This window comes from Plantibacter sp. Leaf314 (assembly GCF_001423185.1).
Classification (GTDB): domain Bacteria; phylum Actinomycetota; class Actinomycetes; order Actinomycetales; family Microbacteriaceae; genus Plantibacter.
On record NZ_LMOB01000002.1, the window covers coordinates 312431 to 327836 of the forward strand.

A 15406-nucleotide genomic window follows, 5' to 3' on the forward strand; every position below is an offset into this window, starting at 1 on the left:
CTGGCGGCAGCCGCTACCCTGGGGGCACGATGCTGCCGACCGAACCCGCCCCGCCCCGCCCGCCGGCGACGCTGACCACGCGTGCGATCGTCGTCCGACACGTGGCCGTGTTCGCGACGTTCGCGGTGCTCGCCGGAACGTTCTGGACGAACCTGTTCACGATCTGGGGCTACACGGCGGTCGCCCTCCTGGCCGGTGGGGCGGCGCTCGCCTGCATGGTCGTCGTCCGTCCCAGGTGGCAGCGCACCAGGATCCCCTGGTCGCTCGTCGGCTACGGGGCGTTGGCGGTCGTGTCCCTCGCCTGGTCCGCCTATCCGAGCGGCACCGCGGCGACGCTCCTCGGCGCGGCCCTCTGCACGATCCTCGGGCTGACCCTCGCCACCTGCTTCGCCTGGCCGGAGGTCCTCCGGGTCCTCGGACGCGCCGTGACCTGGCTGCTCGCCCTGTCCCTCCTCTTCGAGCTGTTCGTGGCTGCGGTCCTCCGTCACCCGCTGCTCCCGAACTTCTACGCGGGTGACTCGGCCGACCCGCCGCTGCTCGACTACTGGTCGCGTGAGCTCCTCTTCTCCGGTGGGCGCATCCAGGGCATCTCCGGGAACGCCAACCTGCTCGCCGTCGTCGCCCTCCTCGGGATCATCGTGTTCGGCGTCCGGCTGGCGGCGCGTCGCGAGCAGCACGCGGCGGCGGGCATCGCCGGCCCGGAGCGGCGATGGACACTGATCCTCCGACTGGCGCTCTCGGTGGCCATGTTCCTGCTGAGCTTCTCGACCACGATCCTGCTGGCGGCGGTGGTCACCGCTGTCGTCCTGGCGTCGGCCCTCGCCATCCGGCGCGCGAGTGGCCCAGCAGCCCGCACGCCCGTGTACCTCGCCATCGCCGGTGTCGCCGTCGTCGGGGCCGTGGTGGCGGTCGCCTTCCGCACGCAGCTGCTCGGCCTCCTCGGGAAGAGCCCCGACCTCACCGGTCGTCTCGACATCTGGGCCACGGTCTGGCGCCTCATCGAACAACGGCCGGTCGTCGGTTGGGGGTTCTCGAGCCCCTGGGCACCGTGGGAGCCGCTCTTCACCGATCTCGTCATCCGGCGCGGCGTCCGGCAGCTGCAGGCCCACAACGCGTGGCTCGACGTGTGGTTCCAGCTCGGGGTCGTCGGCCTCGTCCTGTTCGCCGCGGTCGTCCTGTCGATGTTGACCCGCACCTGGTTCCTCGCCGTCGACCGGCCGCGAGTGGACCTGGACGCGCACCGACCGTACACGGCACTCTCGCTGGCACCCGTCCTCATCGCGGTCTCGCTCGTCGTCCAGTCCGTCGCCGAAAGCCGACTGCTCATCGAGTCCGGGTGGGTCCTCCTCGTCCTCCTCGTCGTCAAGACCAAGCAGGAGCCGGCCTGGCCCGTGACCGACACCGGTGGCCCGGCCGAGCGAGCATCCACGCCCCGACGCGACCACCTCAGCCGGTGAGCGCGGCGTGAGACCGGCCGACTTCGACACGTTCTCCGCCGCGGCGCGCGTCCTGTCCTCCGCGCCGGTCGCCGCCGCCTTCGCGACCATCGCCATCGGGACCGCCTTCGGCGAACACCTCGTCACGAGCCTCATCGGCGGCGCCGGCTTCAGTGCCATGCTCGCCGGTCTCGCGGCCATCGGCACCGGGATCCTGCTGGCGCGGCTGCCCATCATCGAGTGGCGTGGGCTGCTGCCCATCTCGGTCCTGCTCTTCCTCGCGTGGAGCGCGCTCTCGATCGCCTGGAGCGCCACGCCACTCGCGACCTGGCCGGCGATCGGCGAGCAACTCGCCTGGGCGTTCGTCGCGATCGTGATCGCCCTCACCCGGGACACGATCCAGATCGTGCGTGCGACGGGGACCGCGTTCCGAGCGCTACTCGGTGCCTCGCTCGCGCTCGAAGTGCTGAGCGGGGTCCTCATCGACACGCCGCTCCCGTTCCTCGGGATCAGCGGCAACCTCGCCCTCGGCGGACCGCTCGAGGGCGTGTTCGGTTCGCGGAGCGCGCTCGGGATCGCGGCACTGATCGGGCTCGTCACCTTCGTCGTCGAGTGGCGGACCAGGTCGGTGCGTCACGGGGTGACGATCGGATCGATCGCGCTCGCGGCCGGCCTGATCCTCGGGACGCGCTCGCCGAGTATCGCGCTGCTCGCCGGTACCCTCGGGATCGCCACCGCCGTCCTCTACGTCTTCCGGCAGCTTCGACCGGAACTCCGTCGGATGTGGCAGTTCGTCCTGCTCGCGGTGCTGGCACTGGTGGCGGTCGTCGGCTACTTCAACCGTGCCGAGGTGTTCCGGCTCTTCGGACTGGGGCTCGAGATCGAGCAGCGGTACGCCCTGTGGCAGGAGACGATGCGGCGACCGGCCGCGAGTGAACTCAACGGGTGGGGTTGGACCGGCGGCTGGGTGGCGGACGCGGTCCCCTACCGACTCATCGACGCGAGTCTCGGCCGGGTGAACGACTCGGCGCTGAACGCCTACCTGGACGTCTCCCTGCAACTCGGACTGATCGGGCTCGTCCTCTTCCTCCTCCTCGGCGGTCTGGCGCTCGTCCGGACCTGGTTCGTGGCCACCAACCGTCGGAGTGTCGTGCACGTGTGGGCTGCGCTCATCGTCGTGACCCTGCTCGCGTCCGGGGCCGCTGAGAGCAGCCTCCTCACGAGCGGCGGTTGGCTCCTCCTCGTGGTCTGCGCGGTCCTCGGTGCCGGCGGGCTCAGTTGGCGCCACAAGCTGCCCGAGCGGTGACCGCCGGCCGTCACCGCGCGTCCGCCCCCGGGGCGACGACCGCGCGGACCGTCCGGGCCAGGATCCCGATGTCGGTGGCCGCCGACCAGTTCTCGACGTAGTACAGGTCGAGATCGACCGAGTCGTCCCAGGAGAGGCTGGACCGCCCGCTGACCTGCCAGAGGCCGCTCATGCCGGGTTTGACGAGGAGACGCCGACGGGCGAGCAGGTCGTACCGCTCGACCTCCCAGTCGCGGTGCGGTCGCGGCCCGACCAGGCTCATCGAACCGCCGAGCACGTTCAACAGCTGCGGCAGTTCGTCGAGCGAGTACTTCCGGAGGATGCGGCCGACGGGGGTCACCAGCGGGTTGTGCTCCGGCTTGGTGAGCAGCTCATCGGCACGCTGCTGCGCCGCCAAGGCGGCGCCGGTGTCGGCGCCGGAGGCCATCGAGCGGAATTTGAGGATCTGGAAGGGGCGGCCGCGGAGGCCGATGCGCTCCTGGCGGTAGAGCACGCCGCCCCGGCTCGTCGTCATGACCGCGATCGCGACGGCGAGCAGGACGGGCGAGAGCAGCAGGAGGAGACCCGCCGAGCCGACGACGTCGAACGTCCGCTTGGCCGCGGCCTTCGCGCCGGTGATCTCGGGGTAGTCGACGTGAAGCAGCGGGATGCCGTCCACCGGCTGGAGGTGCAGTCGCATCGGTGCGACCCCGGTGAGCGTCGGGGCGATGATGAGCCGCACGCCCCGCTCGCTGAGCTCCCAGCCGAGGCGACGCAACGCGGCAGGTGTGAGCTCCTCCGAACCCGCGACGATCACCGTGTCGGCCTGGACGTCGACGGCGGCCTCGAGGACCGAGGCACGCCCGGCGAGGACGGGCGCGTCGGCGATGCGTTCGTCGTCGACGATGCCCGGCGTCACGACGCCGACCACGCGGTGCCCTGCCCACTCGCCACGACGCATTCGCTCGGCGACGTGCACGGCGTGGTCGCGATCGCCGACGAGCAGCGTCCGGTAGACGAACGCACTGCTGCGCCGTCGCGCACGGAGACGCCGTCGCGCGGCCCAGCGGATCGTCACGAGCAGCACGACGCCGAGCGGCAGCGCGGTCAGGAGGAAGCTGCGCCCGATCTCGAGCTTCAACAGGTAGGAGCTCATCGCGAAGCCGCCGAAGACCGTCGTGGTCACGAGGATCACCCGCCGGTACGGCGACCATCCTCCCGCGAGGACGCGCGGGTGTCTGGACCGGGCGTCCGTCAGTGGCAACCACCAGGCGAGCGCGAGCGCGAGGGTGATCGCGGGGTACCCGACCACGAGGTGGCCGAGCGGACCGGCCACCTCGACCGCCCCCGTCCAGTAGGTGTCCCACCAGAGCAGTTGTGTCGCGCCGAGGGCCGCGCACACCGCGAGGAGGTCGAGGAGGAGGACGGCGCGGGAGAACCGGCGCTCCCAGGATCGGCGGGCTGCGATGAACGGCATGACGGGTGGGCTTCCTGACGCGCGGTCGGGTTCGCGTCGGTTGACGGGAGGGGCGAGCAGCCTGCGGCGCTCGGCGGGACCGCCGACCTTGTCGTGGACCGATCCGTGCAGTATATTAGCATACAAGATGTGGAGTGCAGTGTTCCAGTCCTCGATCCTCCCCTCTCCCGAACCCCACCCGAATGGAGCAACATGTCCTATCTCGAGACCATGCGCAGCCGCGCCGAGGCAGCGTTCGTCCACCTGCACCGAGGCGTCACCGAGCTGCACTTCACCCAGTTCCCCGACCACAAGAACGCCGGAGACTCGGCCATCGCGTTGGCGCAGGCGAAGTTCTGGCGGGATCACCGCATCGACGTGCGGACCACCTCGAGCGTCGGCACCATGCCGAGGCGCGTGCGCGACTCCGCCATCCCCGTCCTCATCCAGGGCGGCGGCAACCTCGGAGGCCTGTACCCCGTCCTCAACGAGTCGCGGTACGACCTCGCCGAGCACCTCCCGCGTGAAACGCTCCTCATCCAAGCCCCCCAGTCGGTCGTCTTCCCGGAACCGTTCGACCAGGAGGCGTTCGTCCGACGGTTCGCCTCCCGCCGCCGACTCCGGGTGGCCGTGCGCGACCAGGCCTCCTTCGACCTCGTCCGCGACCACGTCGACGACCTCACGCTCTCCCCCGACGCCGTCCACCTCCTGGGCGCCATCGTCGCCCCGGAACCGACGCAGGGCAGGATCGTGATCGCGCGGACGGACGACGAGACCGCAGGGAGACCGGTCGACTCCAGGAGCACCGACTGGCGCGCGGACCCCGTGGACCTGCGGGCCCACGAGTGGCTCGGCTGGCGGGCGGCGAAGTACCCGATGCTGAAGCCGCTCCTGGAGAGCAGCCAGGAGGCGTGGATGCGACGGGCCGAACGCCGATTCGCCGCGGCCGTCCGGACCATCGCCAGCGGCGAGACGGTCGTGACCGATCGCCTGCACGCGATGCTCATCGCACTCCAGATGGGACGCCCGGTCATCGCGATCGACAACAACAACCGGAAGCTCTCGAACTACGCGGAGACGTGGTTCGGTGACCTCCAACCCCCGCTCACCTTCGTGCGGTCCTTCACCGGCTGACCCATGCGCACGCCTATCGAGACACGTGCCAGCGCGGAGCCCCGGCCCCCTGACGCGACCCCCAGACCGAACGACGAGCACAGCCTCATCGGCGGCGGGGTGTTCGTGGTCGCCTCCCTCATCGCGCTCGCCTGGGTGGCGGCCGACCGCCCCGGGCTCCCCTCGCACTTCTCGAACGACGAGGGCACCATCATCAATGTCAATCGGGGCACCTTCGCCGACGCGGACGCGTCGTTCCAGCTCATCGCGGCGGTCTACCGATGGCTCGGACTCGCCGAGCTGCCGGCGCTCGCCGCCATGCTCGGGGTGCTGAGCTACCTGCTCGCGCTCACGCTGGCGCTTCGGAAGACCCAGGTGTCGTCAGCCGGCTGGCTGGACTGGGGGATCATCGTCAGCTGCGTCGCCCTCGCCGCGATCTATCACGGTGCCTACACGAAGGACCTCCTGACGATGGGCGTCGTGCTCGTCATCGTCCTCTGCCGTGGGAGCGGGATCCTGAGCGAGCTTGCGCCGATCCTCGCGATGCTGCTGTATGCGGAGGCCTTCCGCACCTACTGGTTCCTCGTCGCCGGCGTCTTCGTCGCCCTTCGACTCTTGCTGCGTCTGCGGCGCGGCTGGGTGACCACCCTCGTGGTGATCCTCATGCTCTACGCCGTACTCGCCGTCGTCTTCCCGCAGTTCGTCGGTGTCGACCTCGACCACTTCCGTCACACGGTGAACGAATACCGGAGCAATGCGTCCGTGAACACCCTCATCACCCAGTTCGTCCCAGGCACGGGCCCGGTCTTCGGCTTCGTCAACAGCGTGCTGACCTTCGGCTCCTTCATCGTGCCGATCCCCCTACTGTTCCGGGGCGGCGCGATCTATCTCATCGTCGCGGTCCTGCTCATCGTGATCTGGGTGTCCCTCCTCGTCGCGATCCGATCCGCCCGCCGTCGTGCTGACGCCGCCTCGCCGGCACTGACGCCGTTCCAGAACCGCCTGCTCGCCTCGCTGCTCGCCTTCCTCATCGTGCAGTCGATCTTCGAGCCCGACTACGGCTCGTTCCTCCGCCACCTCACCCCGATGCTCGTCGTCGCCGTGTGCCTCCTCCTGAGCCTCAGGCCAGGAGGCTCGGCGAGGCCGCCGAGTCTCGGGTGACCACACGAACGGCCCGCTCAGGCGTGACGCGCGAGCGGGCCGTTCCGTCGGGTCGTCCGTCCGGCCAGGCTGCCGACGGACCGGCGCTCAGCGGCGGCTGACCACCGTGGCTGCCTGACGGACATCCGCCGCGACACGAGCCCACGACATCGAACCCGATGCCGCCGCTGTCCCCGCCTCGGAGAGCGCCCTCGCGAACTCGTCGTCGGTGAGCACCGACGCCATCGCGTCCGCGAGCGCGGTCGGCGTCACGTCTGTCGCGACGATCGCTGAACCGGAGGCGGTCGCCTGCTCGGCGAGTCCACCGACCGGGGTCACGACGGCGGGGACGCCGAGCGCCATGGTGTACGCGAGGACGCCGGACTGGCTCGCCTCGGTGTAGGGCAGGAGGGCCAGGTCGAACCCGCCGACGACGCCTTCGATCTCATCCTGCGCGACCCAGCGGTTCTGGACCTCGTCGTCCTCATGCCGCAGTGCGGCGACCGATTCGTCGGCCCCGGATCCCACGACGCGGAACCGGACCCGGATCCCGCGCGACCGGAGTTCCGCGATGGCCCGGATGCCGAGGTCGAGACCCTTGTAGGCGGAGAGTCGGCCGAAGAACCCGACGACCGGAACCTCGGAGGACCCGACCGTTCGGGCGGCGCGGCCGGGGTCGACGCGGTACGCGGCGTGGACGGTCTCGTGGATCCGGTCGGTCGGGAAGGCGCCGAGCGAGGCCAGTTGTGCGGCGACGGCGTTCGAGAACACGACGGCCCCGTCCGCGACGCCGCGTTCCACGCGACGCAGCAGATGCTCGATCCCCGAGTGGTCGCCGGGGTGCATCGTCGCATCGTGGACGCAGAGCAAGGTACGCCGTCGGCCGAGCCGGAACACCGGGGCGACCACGCCCTGCCAGAGATGTTCCATCGCGATCACCACGACGTCGACCCGATGCCGCCGGAGGAAGCGGTCGAGCCCGACCGCCGCGACCAGGAGACGCGGGAGACCGAGGAGCGCGCCACGTCGGTCGCGATAGGTGCGGACCCCGAATGCGGGCACGCCGAGTCCGGTGAACCGTTCCGCGATCTCCGCGTCGAGCGAGTAGGAGACGACGATCGAGGCGCCATCCTCCTGGAGCGCCTGTGCGAGCTCCTGGGCGAAGAGCGGCCCTGCCCCGGTGCGACCCCACTGGACGACGGCGATGCGCATCAAGCGACCTGCGGGACGCGGTAGGCGTCTGCGAGGGCGAGCTGCTGGTGGGCGGGGGTGTGATCGCGCAACCGCTCCGCCCAGCCGGCCCTGTTCGCGGCAGCCCAGGCGGCGAACGCCTCGGGTCCGGCGTGTCGGCTGACGATCATCGTCTCGAGCCCGCCCTCGATGGTGAGGGCGTCCGGGAGGTCGCCGAACGCGTCGATCCGTCGTACGAGGGTCGGGACGCCGGCCTGGACGGCTTCGAGCACGGCGAGCGGGAAGCCCTCCCAGGCAGCGGTGTGCAGATAGACGTCGCTCTGGGCGAGTCGGGAGGAGACCTCGGGGTGCGGGATCCAGCCGGTGACCTGGACACCCGCGCGGCGGAGGCGGTCGGCCTCGTCGTCCGGCCCTCCGCCCATCCACACCGGCTCGACCGCCAGGCCGCGTTCGCGGATCGACGCCGCCGCGGAAGCGAAGCGCGCGGGATCCTTCTGCGGTGCAAGGCGTCCGAGACTCGTGACGCGAAGCGGACGGTGCGCCTCGACCTCGGGGCGGTGCGCGTTCCGCTCGGCGCGCTCGAGCACGTTCGGCACGAGGACGACCCGGGGCCCGAACGGGCCACGGCGATCGGACCGGGCCGCCTCGCCCTCCGAGCATGCGGCGATCGTCTCGACGTTGAAGGACAACAGCCACTCCACGCCGCGATAGACGCTGCGACCGAGCGTGGAGATGTCCGTCCGCTCGAACGCGTAGCAGTGCGGGGTGTACACGATCCGTGTCCGAGCGGAATTCCGCAGGGCGAGTCGCGCGTACGCACCCGCGAAGCTCGAGTGCGCGTGGACGATGTCCGGCCGGAGGGCCCGGCGCGCCCGACGGATCGCGACGAGCGCCGGCAGGTGCCCTCCCACCATCCGACGAACCGAGCGGAAGGTACCCGCCACGGGGACGTCGGCGGGCGCGCCGTCGGGCGCCGCGAAGAGGAGATGATGCTCGACCTCTGGCGGGGAGTTGCGGACGTAGGCCTCGATGGCGACGGGGATACCGCCGGCGTAGCAGTCGGTCACGTGCAGGACGGTCGTGGTCATAGCGGATCTCTCGGGTTCGGGACCGTCGCACCGACGGCAAACTCAGTATATGACATTTCAGTTGTTGCGGACACTTACAGATCCATCTAATATATGAACCGTTCATTCTTCACCATCACCCAAAGGGAGCCTCGTGCCCGCACCGTTCCGCCGCCTCGCCGCAAGCACCTGGCAGCTCGCCACCAACGGTGCGGGGCTCCTCCGTGCAGCGCTCCTCCTCTGGCTGCTCGCCGGGACGATGCCGACGCTCGCGATCTTCGAAGGTCGCGCCCCATCCCTTCGCATCATCGGAACGTTCCGCGCCGGACGTCGACTCAAGATGCGCTCGGTCACCGCGCGGTCGGCGCTGTCCACGGGGCCGGCCGGAGAGCTGATCCTCGGTGACCGCGTCTTCATTAACCAGGGGACGGTGATCCACGCGGAGCACTCCGTCCGGATCGGCGACCGCGTGGCGATCGGGGACGGCGTCCGCATCTACGACACCGGATTCCACCCCGTCCGACCCGGCCAGGCCACGAAGACGGAACCGGTCGTCATCGAGGACGACGTGTGGATCGCCGCCGGCGCGACGATCTTGAGCGGCGTCACCATCGGCCGCGGGGCGGTCATCGGAGCAGGTGCCGTCGTCACGCGATCCGTGCCCGCCGGCTCGCTCGTCGCCGGGCCATCGGCGACCGTCATCGATCGCTTCTCCGTCCCCGAGGGCTATCGGCGCTTCGGCACATCATCCGTCTGAAAGATATATCTCATCTTGTATTCTTCTGGTCCAGATGGAAGAGTTGGGTCCCCGCCCAGTCCCCCGGAGGCCCGTGTACTCGATCGTCATCCCCTGCCGTAACGGCGCAGACACCCTCGCCCACCAACTCGACGCCCTGCTCGCACAGCGGCACGCCTCCGACATCGAGGTCATCGTCGCCGACAACGGCTCGACCGACGACACCGCGGAACTCGTGCGGCGATACCGGGATCGCGACGCACGCGTCCACCTCGTCGAGGCAGGCCTTCACCCGGGCATCAATCACGCCCGGAACATCGGTGTCCGCGCGTCCCGCGGATCCGTCGTCCTCCTGTGCGACGCCGACGACGTCGTGCAACCCGGGTGGCTCGACGCCCACGCCCGGGCGTTCGAGGCCGGAGCCGACTGCACTGGAGGACCACTCGCCCGAACCCTGCCGGACGGAACGATCGTCGGGCGGTCCGAGGCAGTCAGTACGGTGCACGACTTCCATCCCTGGCCACCGGGAGCGAATTGCGGATTCCGGCGGTCCGTGTTCGACCACATCGGCGGATTCGACGAGACGCTGCGCGGAGGGGGCGACGAGACGGACTTCTTCTGGCGGGCCGCCGAGGCGGGCCATCTGACGACGGCCGCACCGGGCGCCCTCGTGGAGTACCGCCTCCGCGACGACCTCGGGAGCGTCGCACGCCAGTTCTTCGGCTACGGCAGGGGCACGGTGCGACTGTTCCTCCGGCATCACGCTCGGGGCATGCCGCGGTCGATCGGCTGGGAACTCCCGATCGTCATCCTCGTGGCGGTCGCAGGGCTGGTCACTTCAGGACCACGGAGCGCTCGTCGGCGCCGCAGCGTCGAGCGCCTCGCCTCCCGCGCCGGGCGGCTCACGGAGAGCCTGCGATCGAGGACGTGGTACCTCTGACGACGGCGGATCACCACGCCGCGCGGCCGACGCACGGGTGGTCACCACCACCAGATCTTGTTCCGACGGGCGTCGAGGCGGTAGGCGTCGACGCGAGGACGATCGGCGATGGGCTTCGCCGGCACCCCGCCCACCATGGTCCAGGCCGGTACGTCCTTCGTGACGACCGCACCGGCCGCGACGACCGCGCCCTCACCGATCGACACACCGGGCAGGATGATGGACCGCGCGTTGATCCACGCTCGGTCACCGATGCGCACCGGAGCCGACTCGTATGCGAACACCGGCGAGGCACTGTCGTGCTGGGCGGTCCAGATCTGCGCGCCGCTGTTGATGCTCACGTGGGAGCCCACGGCGAGACCACCACGGGCATCGAGCGTGACGTCCTCCGCGATGAAGCAGTCGGCTCCGAGCGAGAGGCGACGGGCACCCCGAACCTGGAGTCCGTGGTGGATCGCGCATCCGGCACCGATCACCGCACCCCAGGACCGCAGTGCCGCCAGACGGACGGCGTTGTTCGGAACGCCGGAGGCCAGTCGTAGGACGACCACCTCGGCGGACCCGACGATCAGCCCGAGTGGCTTTCTCAACATTTGTGCTCCCCGCTCAAACTTGTGAATAAGACATTAGAATACTAGCATACGAGTATCCATCCCGATCGGAGTCCATCGTGTTGTCCATCGTCATCCCCTGCCGGAACGGCGCGCAGACGCTCGGCGCGCAGCTCGACGCCCTCCTCGCCCAGGAGGGTGACGAGGTGTTCGAGGTCGTCGTCGCGGACAACGGCTCGACCGACGCGACGGCGGCGCTCGTCCGGGACTATCGTCGCCGCGACGCCCGCATCCGACTCATCGACGCCGGTGGCCGGCCGGGCATCAACCACGCCAGGAACACCGGCGTCGCGGCATCACGCGGGTGGGCGGTGCTGCTCTGCGACGCGGACGACGTCGTCCGGCCCGGGTGGCTCGCAGCACATGCCCGGGCCCTCACCGCCGGTGCCGAGTGCGTGGGCGGGGCGGTCGACCGACGCCTCCCGGACGGACGACTGGTCGCACACGACTCGGGCGTCTACCGCGCCCTGTGGGACATCCCCTGGCCCATCGGAGCCAATTGCGGATTCACCCGGCGGGTGTACGAGCTGGTGGGCGGGTTCGACGAGTCGTTCGCCGGTGGCGGCGATGAGACCGACTTCTTCTGGCGGGCGGCGCGGCTCGGTGCGGAGACGGTGGCCGTTCCGGACGCGGTCGTCGACTACGCCCTCCGTGGCGAGCTCCGCTCGGTCGCGAAACAGTTCTTCGCCTATGGCCGCGCGAACGTGCGGCTGTACGCGAGCCACCGCTCCGCGGGCATGCCACGATCACGCTGGTGGTCACTGCCCGCCGCCGTCGGCTCCGGTGTCCTCCTGCTCCTCACGAGCACACCGTCGAGCCTCCGGCGACGACGAGCCGTCGAGCGTCTGGCCTCCCGAGCCGGCCGGGTCGCGGAGAGTCTGCACAGCCGGACGCTCTACCTGTGAGCCGGCGATGATCCACCTCGCCTGGTCCATCCTCGAGCGCATCCTCCCCCGGGTGGCCTCCGCACTGATCATGCTCGTCCTGGCGGCGATCGTCGCGCCGTCCGTCGTCGGCATGTACGCGTGGATGGTCCTGGCGCTCACCCTGGTGCAGACCGTCGGCGACACGGCCGCGCGGCAGACCGCCGTCGTCCACGCCGGAACCGAGGGCGGGGACCGCTTCGTCCGACGATTCCGCGGGTGGTCCGCCGGGGTCGGCGGTGGGCTCCTGGCCGCGACCGTCGTCGCCCTGTCCCTGACCCAGGCCGGTCCTGACCGATGGCAGGCGATCGCGCTGGTGCCCTTCGTCCTCGTGCCGAGCTGTTCGGCGCTCGGTCTCGACGCGTTGGTCCGGCTGCAACGGGCCGGGCGGTGGAAGCACATCGCCTCATCCCAGGCCTGGTCGTCGACCGCTTCACTCCTCTGCAGCGTGCCGATCCTGGTGACGACGCACTCACTGCTCGCGAGCGCACTGCAGGCGACCCTGGCCGAGGCGGGTTTCGCGCTCCTCAACCGACGCCACGCCGCGCGCTCGGTGCCTGCCACGACCGACGACGACCGGCCGGGCACCGCCACTTCGACCGTGTTCCGCGACTACCTGCACACCGCACTGTTCGCGCTCCTCGGTTGGGGCCAGGGGCAGACCGACCGCGTCTCGATCGGCGCGTTGGCGGGCGACGCCAGGCTGGGACAGTACGCCTTCGCCATGTCCCTGTCGCGCAGCGTGGGCGACGCCGCGGCACTGGCCACGATCAACGTCATCCGTCCGGTCCTCGTCGGGGCGGCGCGCAGCGGACGCGGTTCCGAGCTCGTCGGGCTCGCCGAGCGCTCGCTCCGCCGCTCCCTCGCCGTATCCGTCCTGGCGGCGGTCCTGACGACGGTCGGCGCACAGCTCCTCGTCGCCCCGTTCCTCGCCGAAGCCTGGGATCCGGCCCTCGCCCTCGTCCCCGTCCTCGCGTTGGCGGTCGCCCCGTCCGTGGTCGCGTGGACGGTCACGGCCATCCTCCAGGCGGAGAGCCGGATGCGCTGGGCGAGTCCGATCAAGGCGATCGGCGTGCTACTGTCGCTGCCCATCGGCGTCGTCGCCGTGCACGACCTCGAACTCGCGGCGTGGCTCGTGAACGCTCGAGAACTCGTCGTGATGGGCCTCCTCCTCGTCGCCGCGCGCCACCGGGCTCCGTGGCGAGGCGGTCTCCTCGCCCTCGGCGTGGTGCTCGTCGGTGCTGCCCTCCTGCTGCTCACCGGCGCCTGACGCCGAGGCCAGCAGCCACCCGGAGGCGCCGCGCTCAGGCAGGCTGGAGCAGGTCGCGCGCGATGTCCAACACGCCCTGACTCGCGTACCGCTGGTACTCGCCGCGTGGCGCGCGGAGCAGCACGGGCAGGGTCCGTCGCCACCTGGCCGACGGCAGCTCGGCACGGAACCCTTCGAAGGCGGCCTTCGCCCCGACGGCCCCCGGATCTGCGAGCGGCACTGATCCCCCTGCGGTGGCGAGCCAGGCGGCGAGGCCGGCCATGCGATCCGCGATGTCGCGGTTCCGCTGCCGCCCGGGTTGCAGGAGACGCGAGACCTTGTACCGCAGCGTCGGCTCGACGATACCGATCTGATTCGCGCCGTGCTGGCGGTAGTCGACGAGCGGCTCGTCCAGCAGTTCGATCGGACCCCGCGACGCGGCGACGATGGACAGCCACTCGTCGTGGACCCAGGGCGATGGGAACGGAGCCGCCGCGTCGAAGACCTCCCGGCGGAACATCACCGTCGCGCCGGTCACGAGGTTGCGCCGGAGGAGGACGTCGAACGCATCGCCGGAGCGGATGCGCTGCCGCTCCTCGGAACCGATGGACAGCGACGCGAAGAGCGTCGTCCCGAGCGGCGACCCGTCCGCACCGACGAGCCGGGCGTCGGAGCACACCAGCTGGAGTTCCGGGCGCGCGTCGAAGGCGGCGAGCGCCCGCTCAATCCGGTCGGCCCGCCAGACGTCGTCCTGATCGGAGAGGACCACGAGCTCACCGACGGTCGCCCGGATGGCGCCCTCGAAGTTCCGCGTGACGCCGAGCGCCTCAGGGTTCCGCAGGAATCTGACGGGGATCGGCGACACCGCGGCGAACCGCTCGACGATCGCGGGCGTCCCGTCGGTCGACCCGTCGTCGCTGACCACGATCTCGCGTGGGAGCACCGTCTGTGCGGTGATGCCGGCCAGCTGTTCCGCGAGGAACGCCTCGCCGTTGTAGGTGCAGAGCGCCACGGAGACCCGCTCGTCGACTGGTGCTTGTGGCATGGACCCGCTCCTCACCGCTCACCGGACCGCCCACCAGCCTATCCCGCTCGTCCCGCTGCTATCCTCGTGCCTTATGCCCCGCGTAGCCGTCGACCTCCTGTCCTACACCGGCACGAAGGGCGGTATGGAGACCTACGCCCGCGAGCTGTACCGCGAGATCGGTCGGCAGGGCAGTGAATTCGAGTTCGTGGGGCTCATCAGCTCGGAGGGCTACCGGCTCGACCACTCCTGGTTCCCCGGCGAGATGGTGGACACGGGCATCAGCGGGGAGAACCGCTTCGTCTGGGCGTTCGGCGAACTGTTCCAGGTGGCCCGGCAGGCGCGACGACACGGCGCGGACCTCATGCACTCCCCCGCGACCCTCGGCCCCGCCCGGTCGTCGATGCCGTCGGTCGTCACCATGCACGACATGCTCTACTGGAGCAACCCCGAACTCATGACCACGCCGCTGTACACCGCCCCCGTCAAGGTCATGGAGCGCCTCACCTCGAGGAACGCGACCCGGGTCCTCACGATCAGCGAGGTGTCCCGCGCGGAGATCGAGAAGTACCTCCGGGTGCCCCGCGCGCGCATCGACCTGGTGCCGCTCGCCGGCACGATGCCCACCATCGACGGCGACCGCGAGCCCGACCAGGAGCGCCCCTTCGTCCTCGCGACGGGGAACCGGCGCCCGCACAAGAACTGGGCGAGCCTCATCCGCGCGCTGCCGCTCCTCGCCGAACACGAACGCCCGCGCCTCGTGATCACGGGGAGCCACGGTGAGGACCCCTTGCAGGCCGTCGTGGACGAGACCGGTATGCAGGACTGGGTGGAGCTGCAGGGCTGGCTCACGAGCGAGGAGCTCGGCGAGCTCTACCGCCGCGCCACGATCATGGCGATGCCGTCGTTCGTCGACGGGTTCAGCCTTCCCGCGCTCGAGTCGATGATGGTCGGTCTCCCGGTCATGATGAGCGACATCCCCGTCTACCACGAGGTGTGCGGCGACGCCGCGCTCTACCTCGACCCGAACTCCCTCGACAGCATCGCCGGCGTCATGCGCACCGCGGTGACCCGGCCCGACGAGATGCAGCGGCTGGCCGAGGCCGGACTCGAGCAGGCGAAGCGGTTCTCCTGGGAGCGCACCGCCACCGAGACCCTGGAGACCTTCCGCGCGGCACTCCGGGCGTAACGCCGCGACCGGCCCGGCGGACGGACCCGCCGAGGCGGTCGTCCAC

The 15406-nt window shown here is 70.5% G+C and carries 14 protein-coding genes; 9 read left to right on the top strand and 5 right to left on the bottom strand.

The annotated features are described in order from the left end of the window. Nucleotides 1-29 precede the first annotated feature (29 nt). Both ASF68_RS14700 and ASF68_RS14705 read left to right on the top strand, forming a co-directional pair. On the top strand, nt 30-1457 hold the full coding sequence (locus ASF68_RS14700; protein ID WP_056012716.1) for an O-antigen ligase: 1428 nt from the start codon (nt 30-32) through the stop codon (nt 1455-1457). A gap of 7 nt (nt 1458-1464) precedes the next feature. Beyond that, a complete protein-coding gene (locus ASF68_RS14705) occupies nt 1465-2742 on the top strand; it encodes an O-antigen ligase family protein (RefSeq protein WP_157580020.1) in 1278 nt (425 codons plus the stop codon). Between the two features lie 10 nt (nt 2743-2752). Here ASF68_RS14705 and ASF68_RS14710 read toward each other — a convergent pair whose 3' ends face one another. Beyond that, the gene (locus ASF68_RS14710) at nt 2753-4198 is read right to left on the bottom strand and encodes a sugar transferase (RefSeq protein WP_056012718.1); all 1446 of its coding nucleotides are present in this window, start codon (nt 4196-4198) and stop codon (nt 2753-2755) included. 192 nt (nt 4199-4390) lie between these two features. Here ASF68_RS14710 and ASF68_RS14715 point away from each other — a divergent pair, with 192 nt between their 5' ends. Continuing rightward, nucleotides 4391-5311 (top strand): polysaccharide pyruvyl transferase family protein, encoded by a 921-nt coding sequence (locus tag ASF68_RS14715; RefSeq protein WP_056012721.1) that lies wholly within the window; start codon nt 4391-4393, stop codon nt 5309-5311. A gap of 3 nt (nt 5312-5314) precedes the next feature. Continuing rightward, nucleotides 5315-6451, top strand: coding sequence for a hypothetical protein (locus ASF68_RS14720; protein WP_157580470.1), 1137 nt, complete (start codon nt 5315-5317; stop codon nt 6449-6451). Nucleotides 6452-6538: 87 nt separating this feature from the next. On the opposite strand, the gene ASF68_RS14725 is transcribed toward ASF68_RS14720, so the two are convergent. Both ASF68_RS14725 and ASF68_RS14730 read right to left on the bottom strand, forming a co-directional pair. Then, nucleotides 6539-7642 carry a glycosyltransferase family 4 protein gene (locus ASF68_RS14725; protein ID WP_056012727.1) on the bottom strand — a complete coding sequence of 368 codons (1104 nt, stop codon included), beginning with the start codon at nt 7640-7642 and terminating at the stop codon, nt 6539-6541. Beyond that, a complete protein-coding gene (locus tag ASF68_RS14730) occupies nt 7642-8709 on the bottom strand; it encodes a glycosyltransferase (RefSeq protein WP_056012730.1) in 1068 nt (355 codons plus the stop codon). Before ASF68_RS14730 ends, ASF68_RS14725 begins: the two co-directional genes overlap by 1 nt. 133 nt (nt 8710-8842) lie before the next feature. Here ASF68_RS14730 and ASF68_RS19365 point away from each other — a divergent pair, with 133 nt between their 5' ends. Then, complete coding sequence (locus ASF68_RS19365) at nt 8843-9445, top strand: acyltransferase (RefSeq protein ID WP_056012733.1); 603 nt, start codon at nt 8843-8845, stop codon at nt 9443-9445. A 73-nt stretch (nt 9446-9518) separates the two neighbouring features. Further along, nucleotides 9519-10364: a glycosyltransferase family 2 protein gene (locus ASF68_RS14740; protein WP_056012736.1), complete on the top strand. Its 846-nt coding sequence runs from the start codon at nt 9519-9521 to the stop codon at nt 10362-10364. Between the two features lie 41 nt (nt 10365-10405). Here the strand turns inward: ASF68_RS14740 and ASF68_RS19370 are convergent, their stop codons facing one another. Then, nucleotides 10406-10957, bottom strand: a complete 552-nt coding sequence (locus tag ASF68_RS19370; protein ID WP_056012739.1) for a DapH/DapD/GlmU-related protein — start codon at nt 10955-10957, stop codon at nt 10406-10408. A 77-nt stretch (nt 10958-11034) separates the two neighbouring features. Between ASF68_RS19370 and ASF68_RS14750 the strand changes: the two genes are divergently transcribed. Then, nucleotides 11035-11880 carry a glycosyltransferase family 2 protein gene (locus ASF68_RS14750; protein ID WP_056012742.1) on the top strand — a complete coding sequence of 282 codons (846 nt, stop codon included), beginning with the start codon at nt 11035-11037 and terminating at the stop codon, nt 11878-11880. Between the two features lie 7 nt (nt 11881-11887). Then, the gene (locus tag ASF68_RS14755) at nt 11888-13168 is read left to right on the top strand and encodes a lipopolysaccharide biosynthesis protein (RefSeq protein ID WP_056012743.1); all 1281 of its coding nucleotides are present in this window, start codon (nt 11888-11890) and stop codon (nt 13166-13168) included. 34 nt (nt 13169-13202) lie between these two features. On the opposite strand, the gene ASF68_RS14760 is transcribed toward ASF68_RS14755, so the two are convergent. Further along, nucleotides 13203-14192: a glycosyltransferase family 2 protein gene (locus ASF68_RS14760; RefSeq protein WP_056012746.1), complete on the bottom strand. Its 990-nt coding sequence runs from the start codon at nt 14190-14192 to the stop codon at nt 13203-13205. 73 nt (nt 14193-14265) lie between these two features. Between ASF68_RS14760 and ASF68_RS14765 the strand changes: the two genes are divergently transcribed. Continuing rightward, nucleotides 14266-15360: a glycosyltransferase family 1 protein gene (locus ASF68_RS14765; RefSeq protein ID WP_056012749.1), complete on the top strand. Its 1095-nt coding sequence runs from the start codon at nt 14266-14268 to the stop codon at nt 15358-15360. Nucleotides 15361-15406 lie beyond the last annotated feature (46 nt).

Coding starts and splice junctions, on each gene's coding strand:
- ASF68_RS14700 (WP_056012716.1), top strand. CDS start 30: ATGCTGCCGACCGAACCCGCCCCGCCCCGCCCGCCGGCGACGCTGACC.
- ASF68_RS14710 (WP_056012718.1), bottom strand. CDS start 4,198: ATGCCGTTCATCGCAGCCCGCCGATCCTGGGAGCGCCGGTTCTCCCGC.
- ASF68_RS14715 (WP_056012721.1), top strand. CDS start 4,391: ATGTCCTATCTCGAGACCATGCGCAGCCGCGCCGAGGCAGCGTTCGTC.
- ASF68_RS14720 (WP_157580470.1), top strand. CDS start 5,315: ATGCGCACGCCTATCGAGACACGTGCCAGCGCGGAGCCCCGGCCCCCT.
- ASF68_RS14725 (WP_056012727.1), bottom strand. CDS start 7,642: ATGCGCATCGCCGTCGTCCAGTGGGGTCGCACCGGGGCAGGGCCGCTC.
- ASF68_RS14730 (WP_056012730.1), bottom strand. CDS start 8,709: ATGACCACGACCGTCCTGCACGTGACCGACTGCTACGCCGGCGGTATC.
- ASF68_RS19370 (WP_056012739.1), bottom strand. CDS start 10,957: ATGTTGAGAAAGCCACTCGGGCTGATCGTCGGGTCCGCCGAGGTGGTC.
- ASF68_RS14755 (WP_056012743.1), top strand. CDS start 11,888: ATGATCCACCTCGCCTGGTCCATCCTCGAGCGCATCCTCCCCCGGGTG.
- ASF68_RS14760 (WP_056012746.1), bottom strand. CDS start 14,192: ATGCCACAAGCACCAGTCGACGAGCGGGTCTCCGTGGCGCTCTGCACC.
- ASF68_RS14765 (WP_056012749.1), top strand. CDS start 14,266: ATGCCCCGCGTAGCCGTCGACCTCCTGTCCTACACCGGCACGAAGGGC.